15 protein-coding genes are annotated in these 16,564 nt (G+C 43.4%); 11 read left to right on the plus strand and 4 right to left on the minus strand.

The window, feature by feature from the left end; translation table 11 throughout:
* Positions 1 to 15: 15 nt before the first annotated feature.
* The gene (gene ablB / locus ASE42_RS14165) at positions 16 to 861 is read left to right on the plus strand and encodes a putative beta-lysine N-acetyltransferase (protein WP_056767534.1); all 846 of its coding nucleotides are present in this window, start codon (positions 16 to 18) and stop codon (positions 859 to 861) included.
* On the opposite strand, the gene ASE42_RS14170 is transcribed toward ablB, so the two are convergent.
* Positions 856 to 2,514, minus strand: a complete 1,659-nt coding sequence (locus ASE42_RS14170; RefSeq protein WP_056767537.1) for a PucR family transcriptional regulator — start codon at positions 2,512 to 2,514, stop codon at positions 856 to 858. The genes ablB and ASE42_RS14170 overlap by 6 nt on opposite strands.
* Before the next feature lie 191 nt (positions 2,515 to 2,705).
* On the opposite strand from ASE42_RS14170, the gene ASE42_RS14175 reads away from it, so the two are divergent.
* From ASE42_RS14175 to ASE42_RS14190, 4 genes are read left to right on the plus strand one after another with little or no spacing between them, the layout of a single operon-like run.
* Positions 2,706 to 4,070 (plus strand): aspartate aminotransferase family protein, encoded by a 1,365-nt coding sequence (locus ASE42_RS14175; RefSeq protein ID WP_056767540.1) that lies wholly within the window; start codon positions 2,706 to 2,708, stop codon positions 4,068 to 4,070.
* A gap of 12 nt (positions 4,071 to 4,082) precedes the next feature.
* Positions 4,083 to 4,769 carry a CoA transferase subunit A gene (locus ASE42_RS14180; protein WP_034282829.1) on the plus strand — a complete coding sequence of 229 codons (687 nt, stop codon included), beginning with the start codon at positions 4,083 to 4,085 and terminating at the stop codon, positions 4,767 to 4,769.
* Positions 4,745 to 5,410 (plus strand): 3-oxoacid CoA-transferase subunit B, encoded by a 666-nt coding sequence (locus ASE42_RS14185; RefSeq protein ID WP_056767543.1) that lies wholly within the window; start codon positions 4,745 to 4,747, stop codon positions 5,408 to 5,410. Before ASE42_RS14180 ends, ASE42_RS14185 begins: the two co-directional genes overlap by 25 nt.
* Positions 5,411 to 5,424: 14 nt before the next feature.
* The gene (locus ASE42_RS14190) at positions 5,425 to 6,690 is read left to right on the plus strand and encodes a peptidase (RefSeq protein WP_056767546.1); all 1,266 of its coding nucleotides are present in this window, start codon (positions 5,425 to 5,427) and stop codon (positions 6,688 to 6,690) included.
* 32 nt (positions 6,691 to 6,722) lie between these two features.
* Here ASE42_RS14190 and ASE42_RS14195 read toward each other — a convergent pair whose 3' ends face one another.
* Complete coding sequence (locus ASE42_RS14195; protein ID WP_024426689.1) at positions 6,723 to 6,944, minus strand: DUF2892 domain-containing protein; 222 nt, start codon at positions 6,942 to 6,944, stop codon at positions 6,723 to 6,725.
* Positions 6,945 to 7,069: 125 nt separating this feature from the next.
* On the opposite strand from ASE42_RS14195, the gene ASE42_RS14200 reads away from it, so the two are divergent.
* Positions 7,070 to 8,812, plus strand: a complete 1,743-nt coding sequence (locus ASE42_RS14200; RefSeq protein ID WP_024426688.1) for an adenine deaminase C-terminal domain-containing protein — start codon at positions 7,070 to 7,072, stop codon at positions 8,810 to 8,812.
* Positions 8,813 to 9,372: 560 nt separating this feature from the next.
* Complete coding sequence (locus ASE42_RS14205; protein WP_024424524.1) at positions 9,373 to 9,687, plus strand: YerC/YecD family TrpR-related protein; 315 nt, start codon at positions 9,373 to 9,375, stop codon at positions 9,685 to 9,687.
* A 248-nt stretch (positions 9,688 to 9,935) separates the two neighbouring features.
* On the opposite strand, the gene ASE42_RS14210 is transcribed toward ASE42_RS14205, so the two are convergent.
* A complete protein-coding gene (locus tag ASE42_RS14210; RefSeq protein ID WP_056767548.1) occupies positions 9,936 to 11,516 on the minus strand; it encodes an FMN-binding glutamate synthase family protein in 1,581 nt (526 codons plus the stop codon).
* A 139-nt stretch (positions 11,517 to 11,655) separates the two neighbouring features.
* On the opposite strand from ASE42_RS14210, the gene ASE42_RS14215 reads away from it, so the two are divergent.
* Positions 11,656 to 11,886 (plus strand): hypothetical protein, encoded by a 231-nt coding sequence (locus ASE42_RS14215; RefSeq protein ID WP_039176971.1) that lies wholly within the window; start codon positions 11,656 to 11,658, stop codon positions 11,884 to 11,886.
* A gap of 47 nt (positions 11,887 to 11,933) precedes the next feature.
* Here ASE42_RS14215 and ASE42_RS14220 read toward each other — a convergent pair whose 3' ends face one another.
* On the minus strand, positions 11,934 to 12,293 hold the full coding sequence (locus tag ASE42_RS14220; protein WP_235566806.1) for a DUF2283 domain-containing protein: 360 nt from the start codon (positions 12,291 to 12,293) through the stop codon (positions 11,934 to 11,936).
* Positions 12,294 to 12,849: 556 nt separating this feature from the next.
* On the opposite strand from ASE42_RS14220, the gene ASE42_RS14230 reads away from it, so the two are divergent.
* The 3 genes from ASE42_RS14230 to pcrA all read left to right on the plus strand — a co-directional run bounded on the left by ASE42_RS14230 (position 12,850) and on the right by pcrA (position 16,525).
* Complete coding sequence (locus ASE42_RS14230; RefSeq protein WP_125587219.1) at positions 12,850 to 13,365, plus strand: hypothetical protein; 516 nt, start codon at positions 12,850 to 12,852, stop codon at positions 13,363 to 13,365.
* 187 nt (positions 13,366 to 13,552) lie between these two features.
* The gene (locus tag ASE42_RS14235; RefSeq protein WP_056767551.1) at positions 13,553 to 14,245 is read left to right on the plus strand and encodes a heptaprenylglyceryl phosphate synthase; all 693 of its coding nucleotides are present in this window, start codon (positions 13,553 to 13,555) and stop codon (positions 14,243 to 14,245) included.
* Between the two features lie 57 nt (positions 14,246 to 14,302).
* Complete coding sequence (pcrA, locus tag ASE42_RS14240; RefSeq protein WP_044335898.1) at positions 14,303 to 16,525, plus strand: DNA helicase PcrA; 2,223 nt, start codon at positions 14,303 to 14,305, stop codon at positions 16,523 to 16,525.
* The last annotated feature ends 39 nt before the right edge of the window (positions 16,526 to 16,564 follow it).

Consider the following 16,564-nt stretch of genomic DNA (forward strand, 5'->3'; position numbering starts at 1 on the left):
AGAGAGGATGAGTATATGGTGCAATTGAAGGAACTTGCGAACAAGCGTTTTTCTGCCTCGATCTGTATTGATTCATTTAATGAGCGAATCCGTTTGGATGACTACAGCGGCAGGGTGCGGGATGTGATTCAGTCGGTTCTTCAGGAAGCGGCAGACTCCAAGGCTTCTAAGGTCATTGTGAAAGTCAGGCGTGAGCATATGCCTCTTTTTTTAGAAAAAGGCTTTCGGCTTGAAGGCGTGTTTTCTCATTATTTTCTTGGAAGTGATGCGTACGGCATGTCGCTCTTTCTGACGGAGGATCGAATGAACAGCCCGTATTGGCTGAAGGAAGATGAAATTGTTGCGTCTATTCAGGAAAAGCCTCTCAAAAAAGACCAAGGCACGTGGCAGGATGAGTATGTGATGCGGAAAGCGGATACGCAGGATATTCACAAGCTGGCAAAGCTCTATGATGCCGTTTTTGAAACGTATCCTACGCCAATGAATGAGCCAGATTACATCCAAAAGGTGATGGAGGAAGGGACCGTCTTTTATGCCGTTGAACATGACGGTCACATTGTGAGTGCAGCATCCGCTGAAATCAATGCGCCGTATGGTCATGCGGAATTAACAGATTGTGCGACCCTTCCATCATACAGAAAACTAGGATTCATGCATCATTTGATTCTAGCACTCGAAAAAGAACTTCAATCCATGCACATCTATGTCTTTTATTCTCTCGCACGTGCACTGTCCTATGGAATGAACCAAGTGTTTTATCAGCTCGGCTATACGTATACCGGGCGTTTCCAAAACAACTGCTATATTTTTGACAAAATTGAAGATATGAATCTATGGGTGAAAACGCCGAATGAATCATGAAATGGTTCTCATCTGATCAAGCAGACCAGATAGGCGGTACGCCATGATACTGAGCTGCAGCTTCATCCGATCATCTGTTGATTTGAGGCTGCAGCCTGTTCTCGTTTCAATTTGTTTCAGCCGGTAGCTTAATGTATGCCTGTGAATAAACAATTCTCCCGCAGATTTTTGAATATTTTCATTGTGTGCCAAATACACTTCGAGTGTATGGATCAGGTCAGCGCCCTGTTTTTTCGTATAAAGCAAGGGACTTAACAGCTCCACGTAAAAGTCATGCAAATTCATACCGGCTTCATTCATTTCAAGCAGCATCCCGTATAAGCCGAGCTTTTGATAATGAATGATGCATTCGTCTGTCTTTAAAAGCGGAAGAAGCCTTGCTGCATACTGCGCTTCCTTCGCGCTTTTTGAAAAGAGACCGATCTGGTCATAGGCTCTCCCAATGCCAATCACAATCGGGTGGACGGGAAAAAAATAAGACCAAGTGCTCCGGCACTCTTCTGCTGCACGATACCACTCCGCTTCTTGAAACGCTTTTTTTCCTGCTGGTGTAAGAACAAAAATGGAATCGAGCCTTGTCTTAAGTAAAAAAGGAATATGTCTGCGTTCAAATATCGATGTGAGTAATTGAGATAGGCGCTGCATCATTTGGTGATCGAGCTGTGTGTGCTGATGCTGAAATTGAAAGTAGATGACCACCTGCTCATCGCTCATATCGTATTGCAACTTTGTTGCCTGTTCAACCACATAGCTTTCTTCTGTGTATTGCTGCTGCAAAATATCATCTAACAAATGACCTTGCATTTGGTTTTCTGTATCTTGAATGGCTTTTTGCTTCAGCCATTCAATCGCATACACCGCCCCAGCATGCTCGATGGCAATCGCGTCGAGATGATGCCACGCATCCTTTTTCTTTAAAGATACAATAAATCCGAAAATATCGCCCATCGCAATCACTGGACATGCAGCGAGGACAAACGCACCGCACGTGTCATAAACGAGCCTTCCTTTCTCCTCAGCCTGCTTGAGAAGAGGCGTCGTTTCGATTGGTTCATGATCTGTCAGAAAGCCAAAAGCAGGAGAGTACGTCACTTCATCTTTGATGAGATGAGCTGCTGTTTGATGTAAAAAAACATCAAGCACAACGATGTTCGCCGAAGTGAGATGTGCCAGCTCATCTGTAATTTGCGTGACATTTTTATTGCTGACATTTAAATGGGTCAGTCTTTGGTGAATGGCTGAAGAATATTTAAGCTGATGGAGCTGGCTGCTGACGATTTGCTCTAGGACGGCTTTTGTAATGTCTGAAAAGTTGACATGTGAAGGAATCTCGATGAGTGGAATGCCGCTGTTTTTAGCAGCTTCGATCAGTGATGCCGGAATTTCCGTTAAGTATACGCCTTTATAAATCGCAATGGCCGATAGACGTTGAGATTGAATCAGCTCCTCAAGCCGGGTGCGCCTTTCCTGATTGTCTGCAAGCCCAAAGCCGGTTGTGACGAGCAGTTCCCCTTCTGAAAGCCTTGAAGTATCTTCGATAATTTCCACGATGGTCACCCACTGAATGAGGCGGTCTAGTCCATTTTCCCCAGCAAGCAGCTTTGTTTCCTTCATGATATTGAGCGAGAGTGCATCTTTGACGAGAATCGCCATAGACTCATGACCTCCTTTTGAACACTCTTATACACGATGTATAAAAAATGCGTGTGAAATTCGGGCATGTGGCGAATGGAGGATGACTGCCCTCTTGATTAAGCTAATCTTATAACAAGTATACAAAATTTTCTTGCGATTCATGAAAAAAGAAAGATGCAGCTGCTGACGAGAGAGGGAGGAATGACAAAGTGGAGACCCGGGATTACTTAATCAAACCGATGTTGAATCAGCATTATCCTGTGGCTGTGAAAGGAGAGGGGATTTATTTATATGATCAGGACGGGAAAAAATATTTAGACGGCTCATCTGGTGCTGTCACGGCGAGTATTGGACATGGCATACGAGACATCATTGATGCCATGACAGAGCAAGCGGAAAAGGTGAGCTTTACGTACAGATCACAATTCACAAATGAACCAGCAGAAGAACTAGCCTATGAATTGAGTACGCTCTGCCCAGGGAACCTGAACTGGTCTTTTTTTGTCGGAAGCGGATCAGAGGCAACAGAGACCGCCATGAAAATTGCCATTCAGCATTGGCAGGAGCAGGGGAAGGGTGAGAAGAATCACATCATCTCAAGATGGATGAGTTATCACGGCATCACACTCGGTGCGCTGTCGATGTCAGGACATATTGCAAGGAGAGAGCGCTTTGAACCACTGCTCGAAAAACACCCGGTGCTGTCTCCGCCATACAGCTATCGTTCGTGGCTGCCAAAGGAAGAAAGCAAGCAGGTCGAATGGTATGTACAGGAATTTAAAACTGTCATTCAGCGTATAGGAAAAGAGAGGATTGCGGCTTTTATTGCAGAGCCGATTGTTGGAGCAGCGGGCGCGGCGCTTGTTCCGCCAGACGGATATTTTGCGGCGATGAAGCGAGTTTGTGAGGAAAACGATATTTTAATGATTGCAGATGAAGTCATGACAGGCTTTGGACGAACTGGGAAAATGTTTGCCATGGAACATTGGGGCGTCGTACCAGATATTATGGTACTCGGAAAAGGCATGAGCGCCGGCTATGCACCGATTGCGGCAGCTGTCTCAGCGGATCATGTGATGGCACCAATTCTCAGCGGTTCGGGCTCTGTGATGGCAGGCCACACTTATAGCGGCAATCCGCTTTCAGCAGCCGTCTCACTGGCTGTCATTCGATATATGAAAAAACACCAGCTTTCAGAACGGGCTGATCTGTCTGGCCGATATTTAATGAATGCTTTAAAGGATTTGCAAACAAAACATTCCATCATAGGAGATGTGAGAGGAAAGGGACTGCTCATTGGCATTGAGTTTGTCGCAGACCGATTATCGAAAACACCATTTCCTGCCCATGCTCAAATGACGCATTTAGTTGTGGAGACGGCCAAGCAAAATGGTTTGCTTGTTTACCCAGCAAGCGCTGGAGAGGATGGTGTGGGGGGTGCAGCGGTCATGATCGCACCGCCGCTTTCCATTACGCAGCAGGAGATGGATGAACTGATTCATTTATTCGGGCAGACAATGACGCAGGTCGAGCAAGAAGTCATCAATCGAGGGTTTTTCCCATCTGCCATGTAGGGAGGAAAGATGATGAACAAAACAGCGAACTTTGATCAAGTCATCACGCATTTTAGAGACGGAATGACCATCATGTTTGGCGGCTTTGGCGGTGTGGGGTCCCCGCCATCATTGATCGATGCCATCCTAGAAGCCAATATCAAAGACCTGACATTGATCGGAAACGATGCAGGCTTCCCGCAAATCGGTGTTGGCAGGCTGATCACAGAAGGAAGAGTGAAGAAAATCATTGCCTCTCATATTGGCTCAAATCCAATTGCCGGGCAGAAAATGCAGGCAGGTACACTAGACGTTCTTTTTTACCCGCAGGGCATCCTAGCAGAAAAGATCAGGGCAGGCGGGATGGGTTTAGCGGGCATTGTGACGGATGTCGGCATGGATAGCCTCAATCTTGATGAGAAACAATTGGTTCAGCTGGATGGAAAGAAGTATATCCTTGAGCCTGCACTGACTGCGGATATCGCGATTGTGAATGCCCTCAAAGCAGATGAAGCAGGCAACCTGATTTTTGATAAAAGTGCGCGGAATACAAACCCGATTGTGGCGATGGCAGGAGACTGGACCATTGCGGAAGTAGAAGAGATTGTGCCTGTGGGCGGGCTTCATCCAGAGGAAATCGTCACACCAGGCGTATTTGTGAACCAGATCGTGCAATCAAAAGGAGTGAACTGGACATGGGCATGGGAGACATCGATTTAAGACACCGCATAGCCAAACGCGCGGCACAGGAAATTAAAGATGGCATGATTGTGAATCTTGGGATCGGCATCCCGACCCTTGCAGCTGACTACATCCCAGCACATTACGAGGTGTGGCTGCATGCAGAAAACGGCATTATGGGGGCAGGCGCTTCACCAGCACGAGGGGAAGAAGATCCGAATTTGTGCAATGCCGGCGGTTTCCCCATTACGTTAACAAAAGGCGGCTCATATATGGACAGTACAACCGCTTTTGGCATCATTCGCAAAGGAATGCTGGATATGACCATTTTAGGTGCACTTGAAGTCAGCAGTCATGGGGATCTTGCCAATTGGATTGTGCCAGGGAAACGAGTGCCGGGTATGGGTGGGGCGATTGAGCTCGCTCAAAAAGCGAAAAAGGTGGTGGTTGTGATGAGCCACCTTGATAAACATGGGCAATCTAAGATAAAAGCAGCCTGCACGCTGCCCTTAACAGCTAAGTCTTGTGTGGACCTGATTATTACGGATATGGCAGTCATTGAGGTCAAGTCACAGCTGCTCATTTTGCGTGAAGTCATGCCGCCGTATCAGCCAGAAGATGTCATGAGGGCGACAGAGGCGCCGCTCATTTTAGCGCCTGATGTCAAATCTGTTGTGTAGAAAGGATGACCGACTTGCAGCCAATTACACGTATCAGAAGCTGGATGAAAGAGCATCAGGAGGAAGCCGTGACGCTTCTTCAGCAAATGGTGCAATGTGACAGCACACAAGGAAATGAGCAAGAAGTACAGCAAATCGTAGCAAATAAACTTTCTGCCATTGGTTTTGATGTTGACATGTGGGACATTGGCGGAGATGACTTGCTGAACCACCCGTATTTTTATTCCCCGAGACGTTCCTTTAAAGGAAGTCCTAATGTCGCCGGACGATTGAAAGGAAAAGGGGGCGGCAAATCTATTTTATTAAATGGGCATGTGGATGTTGTCCCGGCAGGAGATCACAAACAATGGACATATCCGCCCTACAGCGGGCATATCATAAACGGGAGACTTTATGGACGCGGGGCAACAGATATGAAAGGTGGAAACGTTTCTTTACTCTTTGCACTTGAGGCACTGCATGCGCTTCAGATTCCGCTGAAGGGAGATGTCGTGTTTCATAGTGTTGTCGAAGAAGAGAGCGGTGGTGCAGGCACCCTTGCAGCCATACTGAGAGGATATACAGCAGATGCAGCCATCATTCCAGAGCCAAGTCATATGAAAATCTTTCCGATTCAGCAAGGATCTAAATGGTTCAGACTGCATATTAAAGGAAGGGCTGCTCATGGCGGAACAAGATATCACGGCGTTTCTGCTATTGAAAAGAGCACGATTGTCCTTTCACATATAGCGGCACTTGAAGAAAAAAGAAATCAGCGAATCACTGAGCCATTGTTTCAGCATATCCCAATCCCGATCCCAATCAATATCGGGAAAATTCAAGGCGGCGATTGGCCATCCTCTGTAGCAGACCTTGTCACAATGGAAGGCAGGCTCGGGGTGATGCCAGGTGAAACGGTAGAACAGGCAGAGAAGGAATTAGAAAATTGGATGGCAGGACTCGGAGAAAAAGATGAATGGTTCCAAGAGCATCCTGTTGAGGTCGAATGGTTTGGTGCAAGATGGCTTCCGGGTTCAATCGATACAGATCATCCGCTTTTAGGTTTATTGAAGGAACAATATGAAGCGGTCATGAAGCAGCCGCCGAAAATCGAAGCCGCCCCTTGGGGAACGGACGGCGGATTACTGTCACAGGCAGCGGGTATTCCGATCATCGTGTTTGGACCGGGAACAACGGAGCTTGCCCATTTTCCGAATGAATCCATCGACATTGAGCATGTGATTGAAGCAGCAGAAATTATTGCAGGAACAATGGTCGAATGGTGTGAAGCAGCGGAATGAGATGAAAATGATCACAAAAAAAGAAGGCTGCCTTACTCAGCCTTCTCTTTATGTGTGTCCTGCTGCTCACACATATATGTCACTGGACAAAAACGAAGAATGCCAGATCCCAGTTTCATACCGCCAAACATGATGCTAAAAAGCAGCATTTTACTCCATGGTTTTCTAGCATATAAGGATCCAGCCACAGTACATATTGTCATTCCGCAGGCAATTCTAATGAGCGCTTCCATTAAGCCGAGATTAGGTTTCATTGAAGGTGAATCTCCTTTTTTAAATTATTTTAAGTGTGATTTCAAGAAATTGTAACGTTTCATTAATGCGTAACGTAGTTCGTTATGTTACGATAGGGCTAATACAAATGAAGGAGAGTATGTGAATGTCCGAACGTACTTTTAATTGGAGAAACAATGACATCCGCACACAAATCGATGTAGTCGACTCAAAAATAGTTCCAACACTCCTTTTAACGAATGGACTCGTGCTTAACCCGTTTTTGAAGCAATGGGTGAAGGCAAATATTTGGATACATGATGATCGAATTGTTTATGTCGGAGCAGAGCTTCCTCAAAATAAATCAGCTAAACGTGTGATTGATTGTGAAGGGAAATACATTGTGCCTGGGTATATAGAGCCTCACGCGCATCCGTTCCATATTTATAATCCCCAATCACTTGCAGAATATGTGTCTCAATTTGGCACAACAACAATGGTCAGCGATAACTTATTTCTTCTTTTGCAAAGCAATGAAAAGAAAGCGCTTTCCACTCTATGTGAATTAAAAAAGCAGCCATTTCAGTATTTCTGGTGGTCCAGATACGATCTTCAAACGGAAGTCAGATATGAAGATGAGATGCTGCCAGTCAACTACCGGAAGGAATGGATTGATCATCCTGACGTCCTCCAAGGCGGCGAATTAACAAGCTGGCCAAGATTGATGGACGGTGATGATCTCATTTTATATTGCATGCAAGAAACAAAGAAGCAGAGAAAACGAATTGAAGGGCATTTCCCTGGAGCTTCTGAGAAAACGCTAACAAAAATGAAGCTGTTTGGCGCGGACAGTGATCATGAAGCGATGAATGCGGACGATGTGTTAAAACGCTTGTCCCTTGGCTATCATGTTTCATTGCGGCATTCTTCCATCCGCCCAGATTTAGTGAACATTTTAAGAGAACTGCATGAGCGTGACTTTAGACACTATGATCACTTTTTCTATACAACAGATGGTGCTGCCCCTCACTTTTATGAGGAAGGCATGATTAACCGTTTGATTTCGATTGCCCTTGAAGAAGGCGTGCCGATCATTGATGCGTATAATATGGCGACATTTAACATTGCAAAATACTATCAAATTGATGATTTATTAGGCGTTGTTGGCCCAGGCCGGCTGGCTTCTTTAAATATTTTAGATGATCCAATGAACCCAAATCCCGAAACGGTGATATCTAAAGGGGTTATTCTCAAATTAGATGGCGAGAACCAGCATCAATTCCAAGAAACAAAATGGGAAAATGGCGGGCTTGCTCCATTAGATTTAAGCTACGACCTCACGATGAGTGATTTGCAATTCTCTATGCCGCTAGGTGTGAAGATGAGAAATGCTGTCATCATGGAGCCTTATACAGTGGAAATTGATAACTCAATCAACCAGCTGTCATGTGACCATGATCAAAGCTTCTTTAGCCTGATTGACCGAAAAGGCGAGTGGCGTGTGAATACGATGCTAAAAGGGTTCGCAAATAAAGTGCAGGGCTTTGTCAGCTCATTTTCGCTCACGGGTGACATTTTAGTGATCGGGAAAAATAAAGAAGATATGATGCTGGCACATAAGCGGATGAAAGAAATTGGCGGGGGGATCGTACTCACAGAGAACGGGAAAATTTTGCACGAAATCCCGCTGCAATTATCAGGCTGTGCATCGGCTGAACCGTTTGAGACTGTTCTTCAGCAGGAACAAACATTGCGTGAGCTGCTCATTGAGCGCGGCTATCCATTTGACTGCCCAATTGATACACTTGTCTTTTTCCAAAGTACACATTTGCCGTATATTCGAGTGACACCAAGAGGAATATTTGATGTCATGAAAAAAACTGTACTCTTTCCGTCTATAATGCGTTAAAATATAACAGAGTGGAGCTGTATCATCTTTGCCGCATTTTCTGACTGCTGTTATAGGGCAGAAGTGAGCCATGGTTCTCTTCACTGCCATGTAAGTGAAAATGATCTTATGTGGAGCTATTGACAAAGCAGAGGGCTTTGACATGACGAATGAAGTACTTTAATTGTAAAATGATTTTGCCGGTTACGCTGACCGGCCAACATATTTTGAATAACCTGAGCAAGGCGGGGCGCATATTTGTGGTCTCGCCGAGCTTTCTGCAAGCCTGTATATGAGGGCAGAAGACCTAACCAAGCAGAAGTCATCTTTATACCGGAAGCAAACAAGTTTGTCAGATTGTCATACAAGGAAAATGACAGAACTTGTCGAATTTGTTTACGATAAAGAAGCTTCGGCTTACGAAAGAACCTGACGGCATTTTCAGCGTGGAACCAAACCTGTCATGATCTGTTCAAAGCTCATTGCTGAGGTTTTAAAAAATTAGTCAGGAAAGATACCGCTTTCTTAGAAGAAGATCGTGCGAAGCGGTGTGGCAATAGTAAAGGAGAAGATGTATTAAGATGCAAATTGATAAATTAAGGGGCAAAAGCTTAGATCAGTTATTCAACTCCATCTTATCCCTTAAAGACCTGGAAGAATGTTATCGATTCTTTGATGATTTATGTACCATCAATGAAATCCAATCTTTATCACAGCGTCTTGAAGTAGCGCGTATGCTTCGCGAGGGAAACACGTATCATAAAATTGAGACGGAAACAGGTGCAAGCACTGCAACCATCTCACGTGTCAAACGCTGCTTGAACTACGGAAACGATGCCTATACGATGGCACTTGACCGCGTAGCAGAACAGCAGGAAAATAACGAAACAAAATAAAGCAGCTTTCACTGTAAACAATCCTTTTCACGAAAAATGGACTTGTTTGCAGTTTTTTTATGAAAAGGCGGGCAGGGGCTGATAAAGTGTCCCTGTTTTTTTACTTTAGCTCGCCTATAAACCATCTTTCTCCTTCATAGGAGATGCCATCTTCACTAGAGATGATTTCCTTAAACTCTACTGTTTGCAAACTTTATACGCGATTGAGTGAAAAGGTCAAAAAAGGCGCGTTTCCGCACCTTTTCGAGCTAGACAGATGGCTGTGTGCCTGAGAACATCGGCACTTCGCTTGTCTGGCCATTCTCTTGTCTAAAAATAATATGTTTTTCATTAAAATGAATAGGCGATTCTATTCCCGCAGCTGCGGATAAATTAAACAAACCTTCTCTAAGAGACAGGATATAATTGCACACTCGGTATTTTTTTTCTTCAATCGATAAACCCTTTTGCAGCTTTGGGTCAGTCGTGGCGACCCCGACTGGGCATTTATTCGTGTGGCAGACTTGGGCGCGAATGCATCCGACTGAAAACATGAGTCCTCTGGCAATATTCACAAAGTCAGCTCCCATTGAAAGGGCAATCGCAATTTTATCAGGCGAGAGAAGTTTGCCAGAAGCAAAGAGCTTCACTTGATCTCTGACACCGTATTCTTTCAATATTTGATGAACCATTGGGAGTGCCGTGAAAATCGGCAGCCCTGCGGAATCCGCCAATTCATGAAAGGACGCGCCTGTACCGCCTTCTCCGCCATCCACTGTAATGAAATCAGGGTGTTTCCCGCTTTTTTTCATATAGCTGGCAAGCTCTTCAATATTTTCTTTATGTCCGACAACAAGTTTGATTCCAACTGGCTTTCCGCCTATACTCCGCAGCTGATCAATGAAATCAAACATGTCAGGAATGGAGTGGAACATCTCAAAGCGGTTTGGGCTGTCAATGGATTGGTGAGGCGGTAATTTACGGATATTCGCAATTTCTTCCGTCACCTTTTCGCCGTCAATATGACCGCCGCGTGTTTTTGCTCCTTGTGCCAGCTTGAGTTCAAAGGCTTTGACTTCCTCGTGTTCGCTTTTTTTCTTGAATTCTTCAAAGGAAAATGCGCCATCCTCTGTTCTGACGCCAAATAAACCGGGCCCAATCTGGCAAATGATATCTGCACCGCCTTTGAGGTGATAAGGAGAAAGCCCGCCTTCACCTGTGTTCATCCACGTCCCGCCGGCCATTTTTAATCCTGAGGATAGAGCTGTAATCGCCCTGTCGCCTAAGGAGCCGTAGCTCATGGCAGATTGACCGATCAGTCCTTTCACACGGAAAGGCTTTTGACATGTGTGTTCGCCAATGACTTGTACATCCTCTTGATGGAGAAAGTAAGGATTTGCTTCGACTTCTTTGAAATGTTCACTTCTGCGCAGTAAATTGTCTTGATCAATCTGATATACTTTTGTTTTGATTTTTTCAGATTGATCGATTCGAAGTTCATTTCGCTGCTTTGGAAACAGGACGTTTCGAATGTAATAGCCTGGCTTGTCAAAATCACGTTTTGAGCCAAAGCCCATTGTCCGGCTTTTGTACTTCCCTGACATGACCGCCTGCTCGTATTCTCTTCTTGAGAAGGGCAGCTCCTCTCGGTCATTCAGAAACAGATATTGGCGAAGCTCAGGTCCTATTTTTTCAAAAATAAACCGCAGCTTTCCAATGACCGGATAATTTCGCAGAACTGAATGTTCTTCTTGTTTTTCATCCCTCATCCAAATCCAGATCAATAGAATGATTGGGATGATCAAACAAATGACTAGCAATGTGCCGATGACAATTAAAGTTGTTGTCATGAAGATCCCCTCTTTTCTCTTTCATTGCTGTTGATATTCCACTTTTTAATGAAAGAGAAACCACATCAGCATATTGTGACGTTTAGAAATGAAAAGGCGGGGTAACTTACAAATAAGATCATAAGGGGAGGGAACATACATGAATAAGCGTCCAAATGCGTATGTACTTGCAGGATTAGGGGTTGGAGGAGCTGTGTTATTAGCGGTAAAAAATAAACAGCATCTGAAAAAATGGGCAAGCATGTTCCGGTCAGATGAAAAGGTTCCTGAAAAAGCCGGCCACCCAGATCCATTAGATATCCAAGACAACAAAATGGTCGACGAAGGAGCCATGACATCCGTCCATTATTTTAATGAAGCGAGACAATAATTTGAAAAAACCCGTTTTGAAAGATCAAAACGGGTTTTTCTTGTTTTTCATTTGACGTTATAGCGAATTGGATCGACAATAGTAAAACCGATCAGCCCATTGTGATCAGGTGTCGAGAATTGAAATTCAACGCCTGACAGTTGATAGGTTGAGAGAATTTCCTGATCCGTCAAACGTAAAGAAAGCTCATCCTCATAAACCGGTACGTTCTGCAGGACCTTGGATTCTTCTGCAAATAACTCCAAGCCAGCCACTCGGCCCTCTTTGTCGATATCTACATTGACACATTCATTGACATCTAATTCAATGGTTTCTTTGATTTTCATATGCTCCGCTTGCGGGGTGATATAGATGTAACCGATGTCTATATTTTGTTCATATGTAATCGTTCTTTTCAATGGGGTCACCTGCTTCATTTTAATTTTAACTGTAGCTAATTAACGAGATTTGAAATTATGAATGGGTATCGAAGATAAATTAAAGAATATCAATTATTATAATAAACTAAAATTAAGAACATAGCAGGATGTGCAACGAATGTATATTTGTATATACTTTAAAGGGATAAATTAACTATATTGGAGATGAATTATAAATGGCGGATTTGTATTTTTTTGAAAAAATGTCTGAACTGAGCCATATAGTACTTGTGTTGTGCGCATATGCTTTTTATTGGAGACTTAAGAAAACTAGAAATGAGAGGAAGCTCACTAATTTTGAACTTTTTCTAAAATATTTTATTTTATTTGGAGTATTAACTTGGGGAATCTCATTTGTGGTTTTAACAGTCTCATAATTCTGCGAAAAAAGTCGAATTAGCACTATTTATGTAAAAACAAATTATTTCTACCTTAAAACGAAAACTAAACTAACACTATATGTTATTATCAAAAATAACCATAAAATCAAATTTATGGTTTTTTTTGTTAGGTTATTTTAAGAAAAAGGGGAGTTTATACACTGATGAAAAAATTATTTGTATTCACATTGGCTTTATTACTTTCTATTGCAACAATAGTGCCAGTAGCATCAGCTGAAAATTCAGTAAATCCTGAGGCTGGATTGAAAGGGTTAACAAAAGAACAAATTGAAAAATCTGTAGCTGAAATAGAGTATATCTTTACTAAAATTCTAGTTTTTGATGACGAAGTAGGTTATGTTGTTAACGAAAAGGAATTAGAAAAAGCTTCATACCCAGTTTATCAAAAAGAGGGCATGATCGCTTTTGCGAACTATATGAATCAACAAAAAGGTATTGCTACTACACAAAAAAACACTGTTCAACGTTGTCTTGAAGATGCTCTTGGTATAACCAAGGGAGCTTTAAATCAGGTTCAAAAGGCTATTGAAAAAGGTGAATGGTTAAGTGTTCTAGGGTTCCTAACTTTAACTGGAATTGCGGTATCACCTCCTGTATTATTTGGCTTTTTCTTGCTATGTGGTGCACCAACAGCACAAGTTGCTCCACTTGAAAAATAAAAAAACTGTGTTCATTTATTAAGAAAGCAGATGCTTAGCATCTGCTTTTTTGTTTCTAAATCTTTAAATCACGCCACCCATTTTCAAAAGAATGAAACTTTTAGCTAAAGGAGGTTACCCATTTTTTGCAGACACTGATTTTGTTATAATATTTAAATGGAATGAAACGAATGGAGGAACGTTTTTCATGTATGATGTTACCGAGTGGAAGCATGTCTTTAAACTCGATCCAAATAAAGAAATTTCCGATGAACAGCTAGAAGCGATTTGCGAATCTGGGACGGATGCCATATTGATTGGTGGAAGTGATCATGTGACAGAGGACAACGTGCTTCAATTGATGTCAAAGGTCCGCCGGTTTCTAGTGCCATGTGTGCTTGAAATCTCCACACATGAGATGATTGTGCCTGGCTTTGATCTGTATTTCATCCCGACCGTTTTAAACAGCTCTCACCCTGACTGGATTGTTGGGCTTCATAAAGACGCGATGAAGGAATTCGGTGATTTGATGTCAATGGAAGAGATTGTGCCTGAAGGTTATGTCATCTTAAATGAAGATTGTAAAGCGGCCAAGCTCACAGAGGCAAATACAGCGCTGGATATCGATGACGTCAGGGCATATGCAAGAGTGGCAGAGCATTTGATGAAGCTGCCCATTTTTTATCTGGAATACAGCGGAACGCTTGGAGACATAGAGCTTGTCAAAGAAACAAAAGCAGTGCTTGATGAAACAGTTCTTTTTTATGGCGGCGGCATCGAGAACGCTAAGCAGGCAAAAGACTTCTCCCAGCATGCAGACGTCGTGGTTGTAGGAAACGTCATTTATGACAATTTCAAAGAAGCATTAAAGACAGTGGATGCAGTCAAAAAGTCATCATAGTCAAATAAGACGAAACGGGTTAAAATAGAACGTAAGTTCGAATTGGCGGTGAATGGAATGAATGAAATATCGAATCATCTATTAGAAGGGCTGAATGACGCACAGAAAGAAGCAGTCAAAGCAACAGACGGTCCTTTATTGTTGATGGCAGGAGCAGGAAGCGGGAAGACACGGGTGCTCACACATCGAATTGCCTACTTAATGGCAGAAAAGCATGTGGCTCCGTGGAACATTTTAGCGATTACATTTACAAATAAAGCAGCACGTGAAATGCGTGAACGTGTCCAAGCTATTTTAGGGCCTGGCGCTGATGACATCTGGATCTCTACGTTCCACAGCATGTGTGTCCGCATTTTAAGACGTGATATTGACCGCATTGGTGTAAATCGCAACTTCTCTATTTTAGACACATCTGACCAGCTTTCAGTCATCAAAAACATTTTAAAAGAACGGAATATCGATCCTAAAAAGTTCGACCCGCGCAGTATTTTAGGATCAATCAGCAGTGCAAAAAACGAACTCATTGACGCAGAGGAATACACCAAAACAGCTGGTGATTTCTATGATCAAGTGGTCAGTGATGTCTATACAGATTATCAAAAGCGTTTACTCAAAAACCAATCACTCGACTTTGATGATTTAATTATGATGACAATTCGTCTGTTTGAGCGCATTCCTGAAGTATTAGAGCACTATCAGCGGAAATTCCAATACATTCATGTGGATGAGTATCAGGATACGAACAGAGCACAGTACATGCTTGTGAAACTGCTCGCGCAGCGCTTTCAAAATATATGTGTTGTCGGTGACTCGGATCAGTCTATTTATCGCTGGCGCGGAGCGGATATTACAAATATTCTCTCCTTTGAAAAAGATTATCCATCCAGTGAAGTGATTCTGCTTGAGCAAAATTACAGATCGACGAAACGCATTTTGCATGCCGCAAATACGGTCATTCAAAACAATGCAAACCGGAAGCCGAAAAATCTTTGGACAGAAAATGATGAAGGAGCGAAGATCGCCTATTACCGTGCAGATAATGAATTCGGTGAAGGACAATTTGTCGCAGGAAAGATTCGTCAGCTTCATCAGAGCGGAAAGCGCAAATTATCCGATTTTGCGATCCTTTACCGGACAAATGCCCAGTCTCGTGTCATAGAGGAAACGTTAATGAAAGCCAACATTCAATACAACATTGTCGGCGGCACGAAGTTCTATGACAGAAAAGAGATCAAGGACATTTTGGCATACTTACGCCTAGTGGCAAACCCAGATGACGATATTAGTTTTGCGCGAATTGTCAACGTACCAAAGCGCGGAATCGGTGCGACATCTGTTGATAAAATTGCAGCATATGCGGAGATGAATGACCTGTCTATGTTTGAAGCACTTGGTCAGGTGGATTTCATTGGACTGAGTGCACGGGCAGCCAATGCGCTTGATGAGTTCAAACAGCTCATTGATCAAATGACGAACATGCAGGACTATTTATCTGTCACTGAATTAACAGAAGAAATTCTAGAGAAAACAGGCTATCGTGAAGCGCTGAAGCTCGAAAAAACGATTGAAGCACAAAGCCGCTTAGAAAATATTGACGAGTTTCTATCCGTCACTAAGAACTTTGAAGAACAAAATGAAGACAAGTCACTTGTGACCTTCCTGACAGATCTCGCCCTCGTCGCAGACATTGATAAGCTGGATGAGAATGAAGAAGAAGATCAGGATGCCGTTATCTTAATGACACTTCACGCCGCAAAAGGTCTAGAATTCCCTGTTGTTTTCTTAATGGGAATGGAGGAAGGTGTCTTCCCGCACAGCCGTTCATTAATGGAAGATGCAGAGATGGAAGAAGAGCGCCGCCTCGCTTATGTTGGCATCACACGGGCTGAAGAAGAGCTTTATTTATCAAGTGCGAAAATGAGAACACTTTTCGGCCGGACGAACATGAACCTTGAATCTAGATTCATTCGAGAAATACCAGCCGATTTATTGGACAACCTAAATGAGAAAAAAGAAACAAAAACACCGTTTGGCCAAACAAGAGAAAGACCGCAAAGACGGGGACCTGTCTCACGTCCGCAAACACAAACGATTCAAAACACAGGCGGCGGCAGTATTGGCTGGGCTGTGGGCGATAAAGCGGCCCATAAAAAATGGGGCGTTGGTACGGTTGTCAGTGTGAAAGGCAGCGGAGACAGTACAGAGCTTGATATTGCGTTCCCAAGCCCTACAGGCATTAAGCGTCTTCTCGCAGCATTTGCACCAATCGAGAAGCAATAAACTGATAGGACAAAACGGATGAATTGAAAGGAAGAAGCA

This window comes from Bacillus sp. Root920, from assembly GCF_001429445.1.
Taxonomy (GTDB): Bacteria; Bacillota; Bacilli; order Bacillales; family Bacillaceae; genus Bacillus; species Bacillus safensis.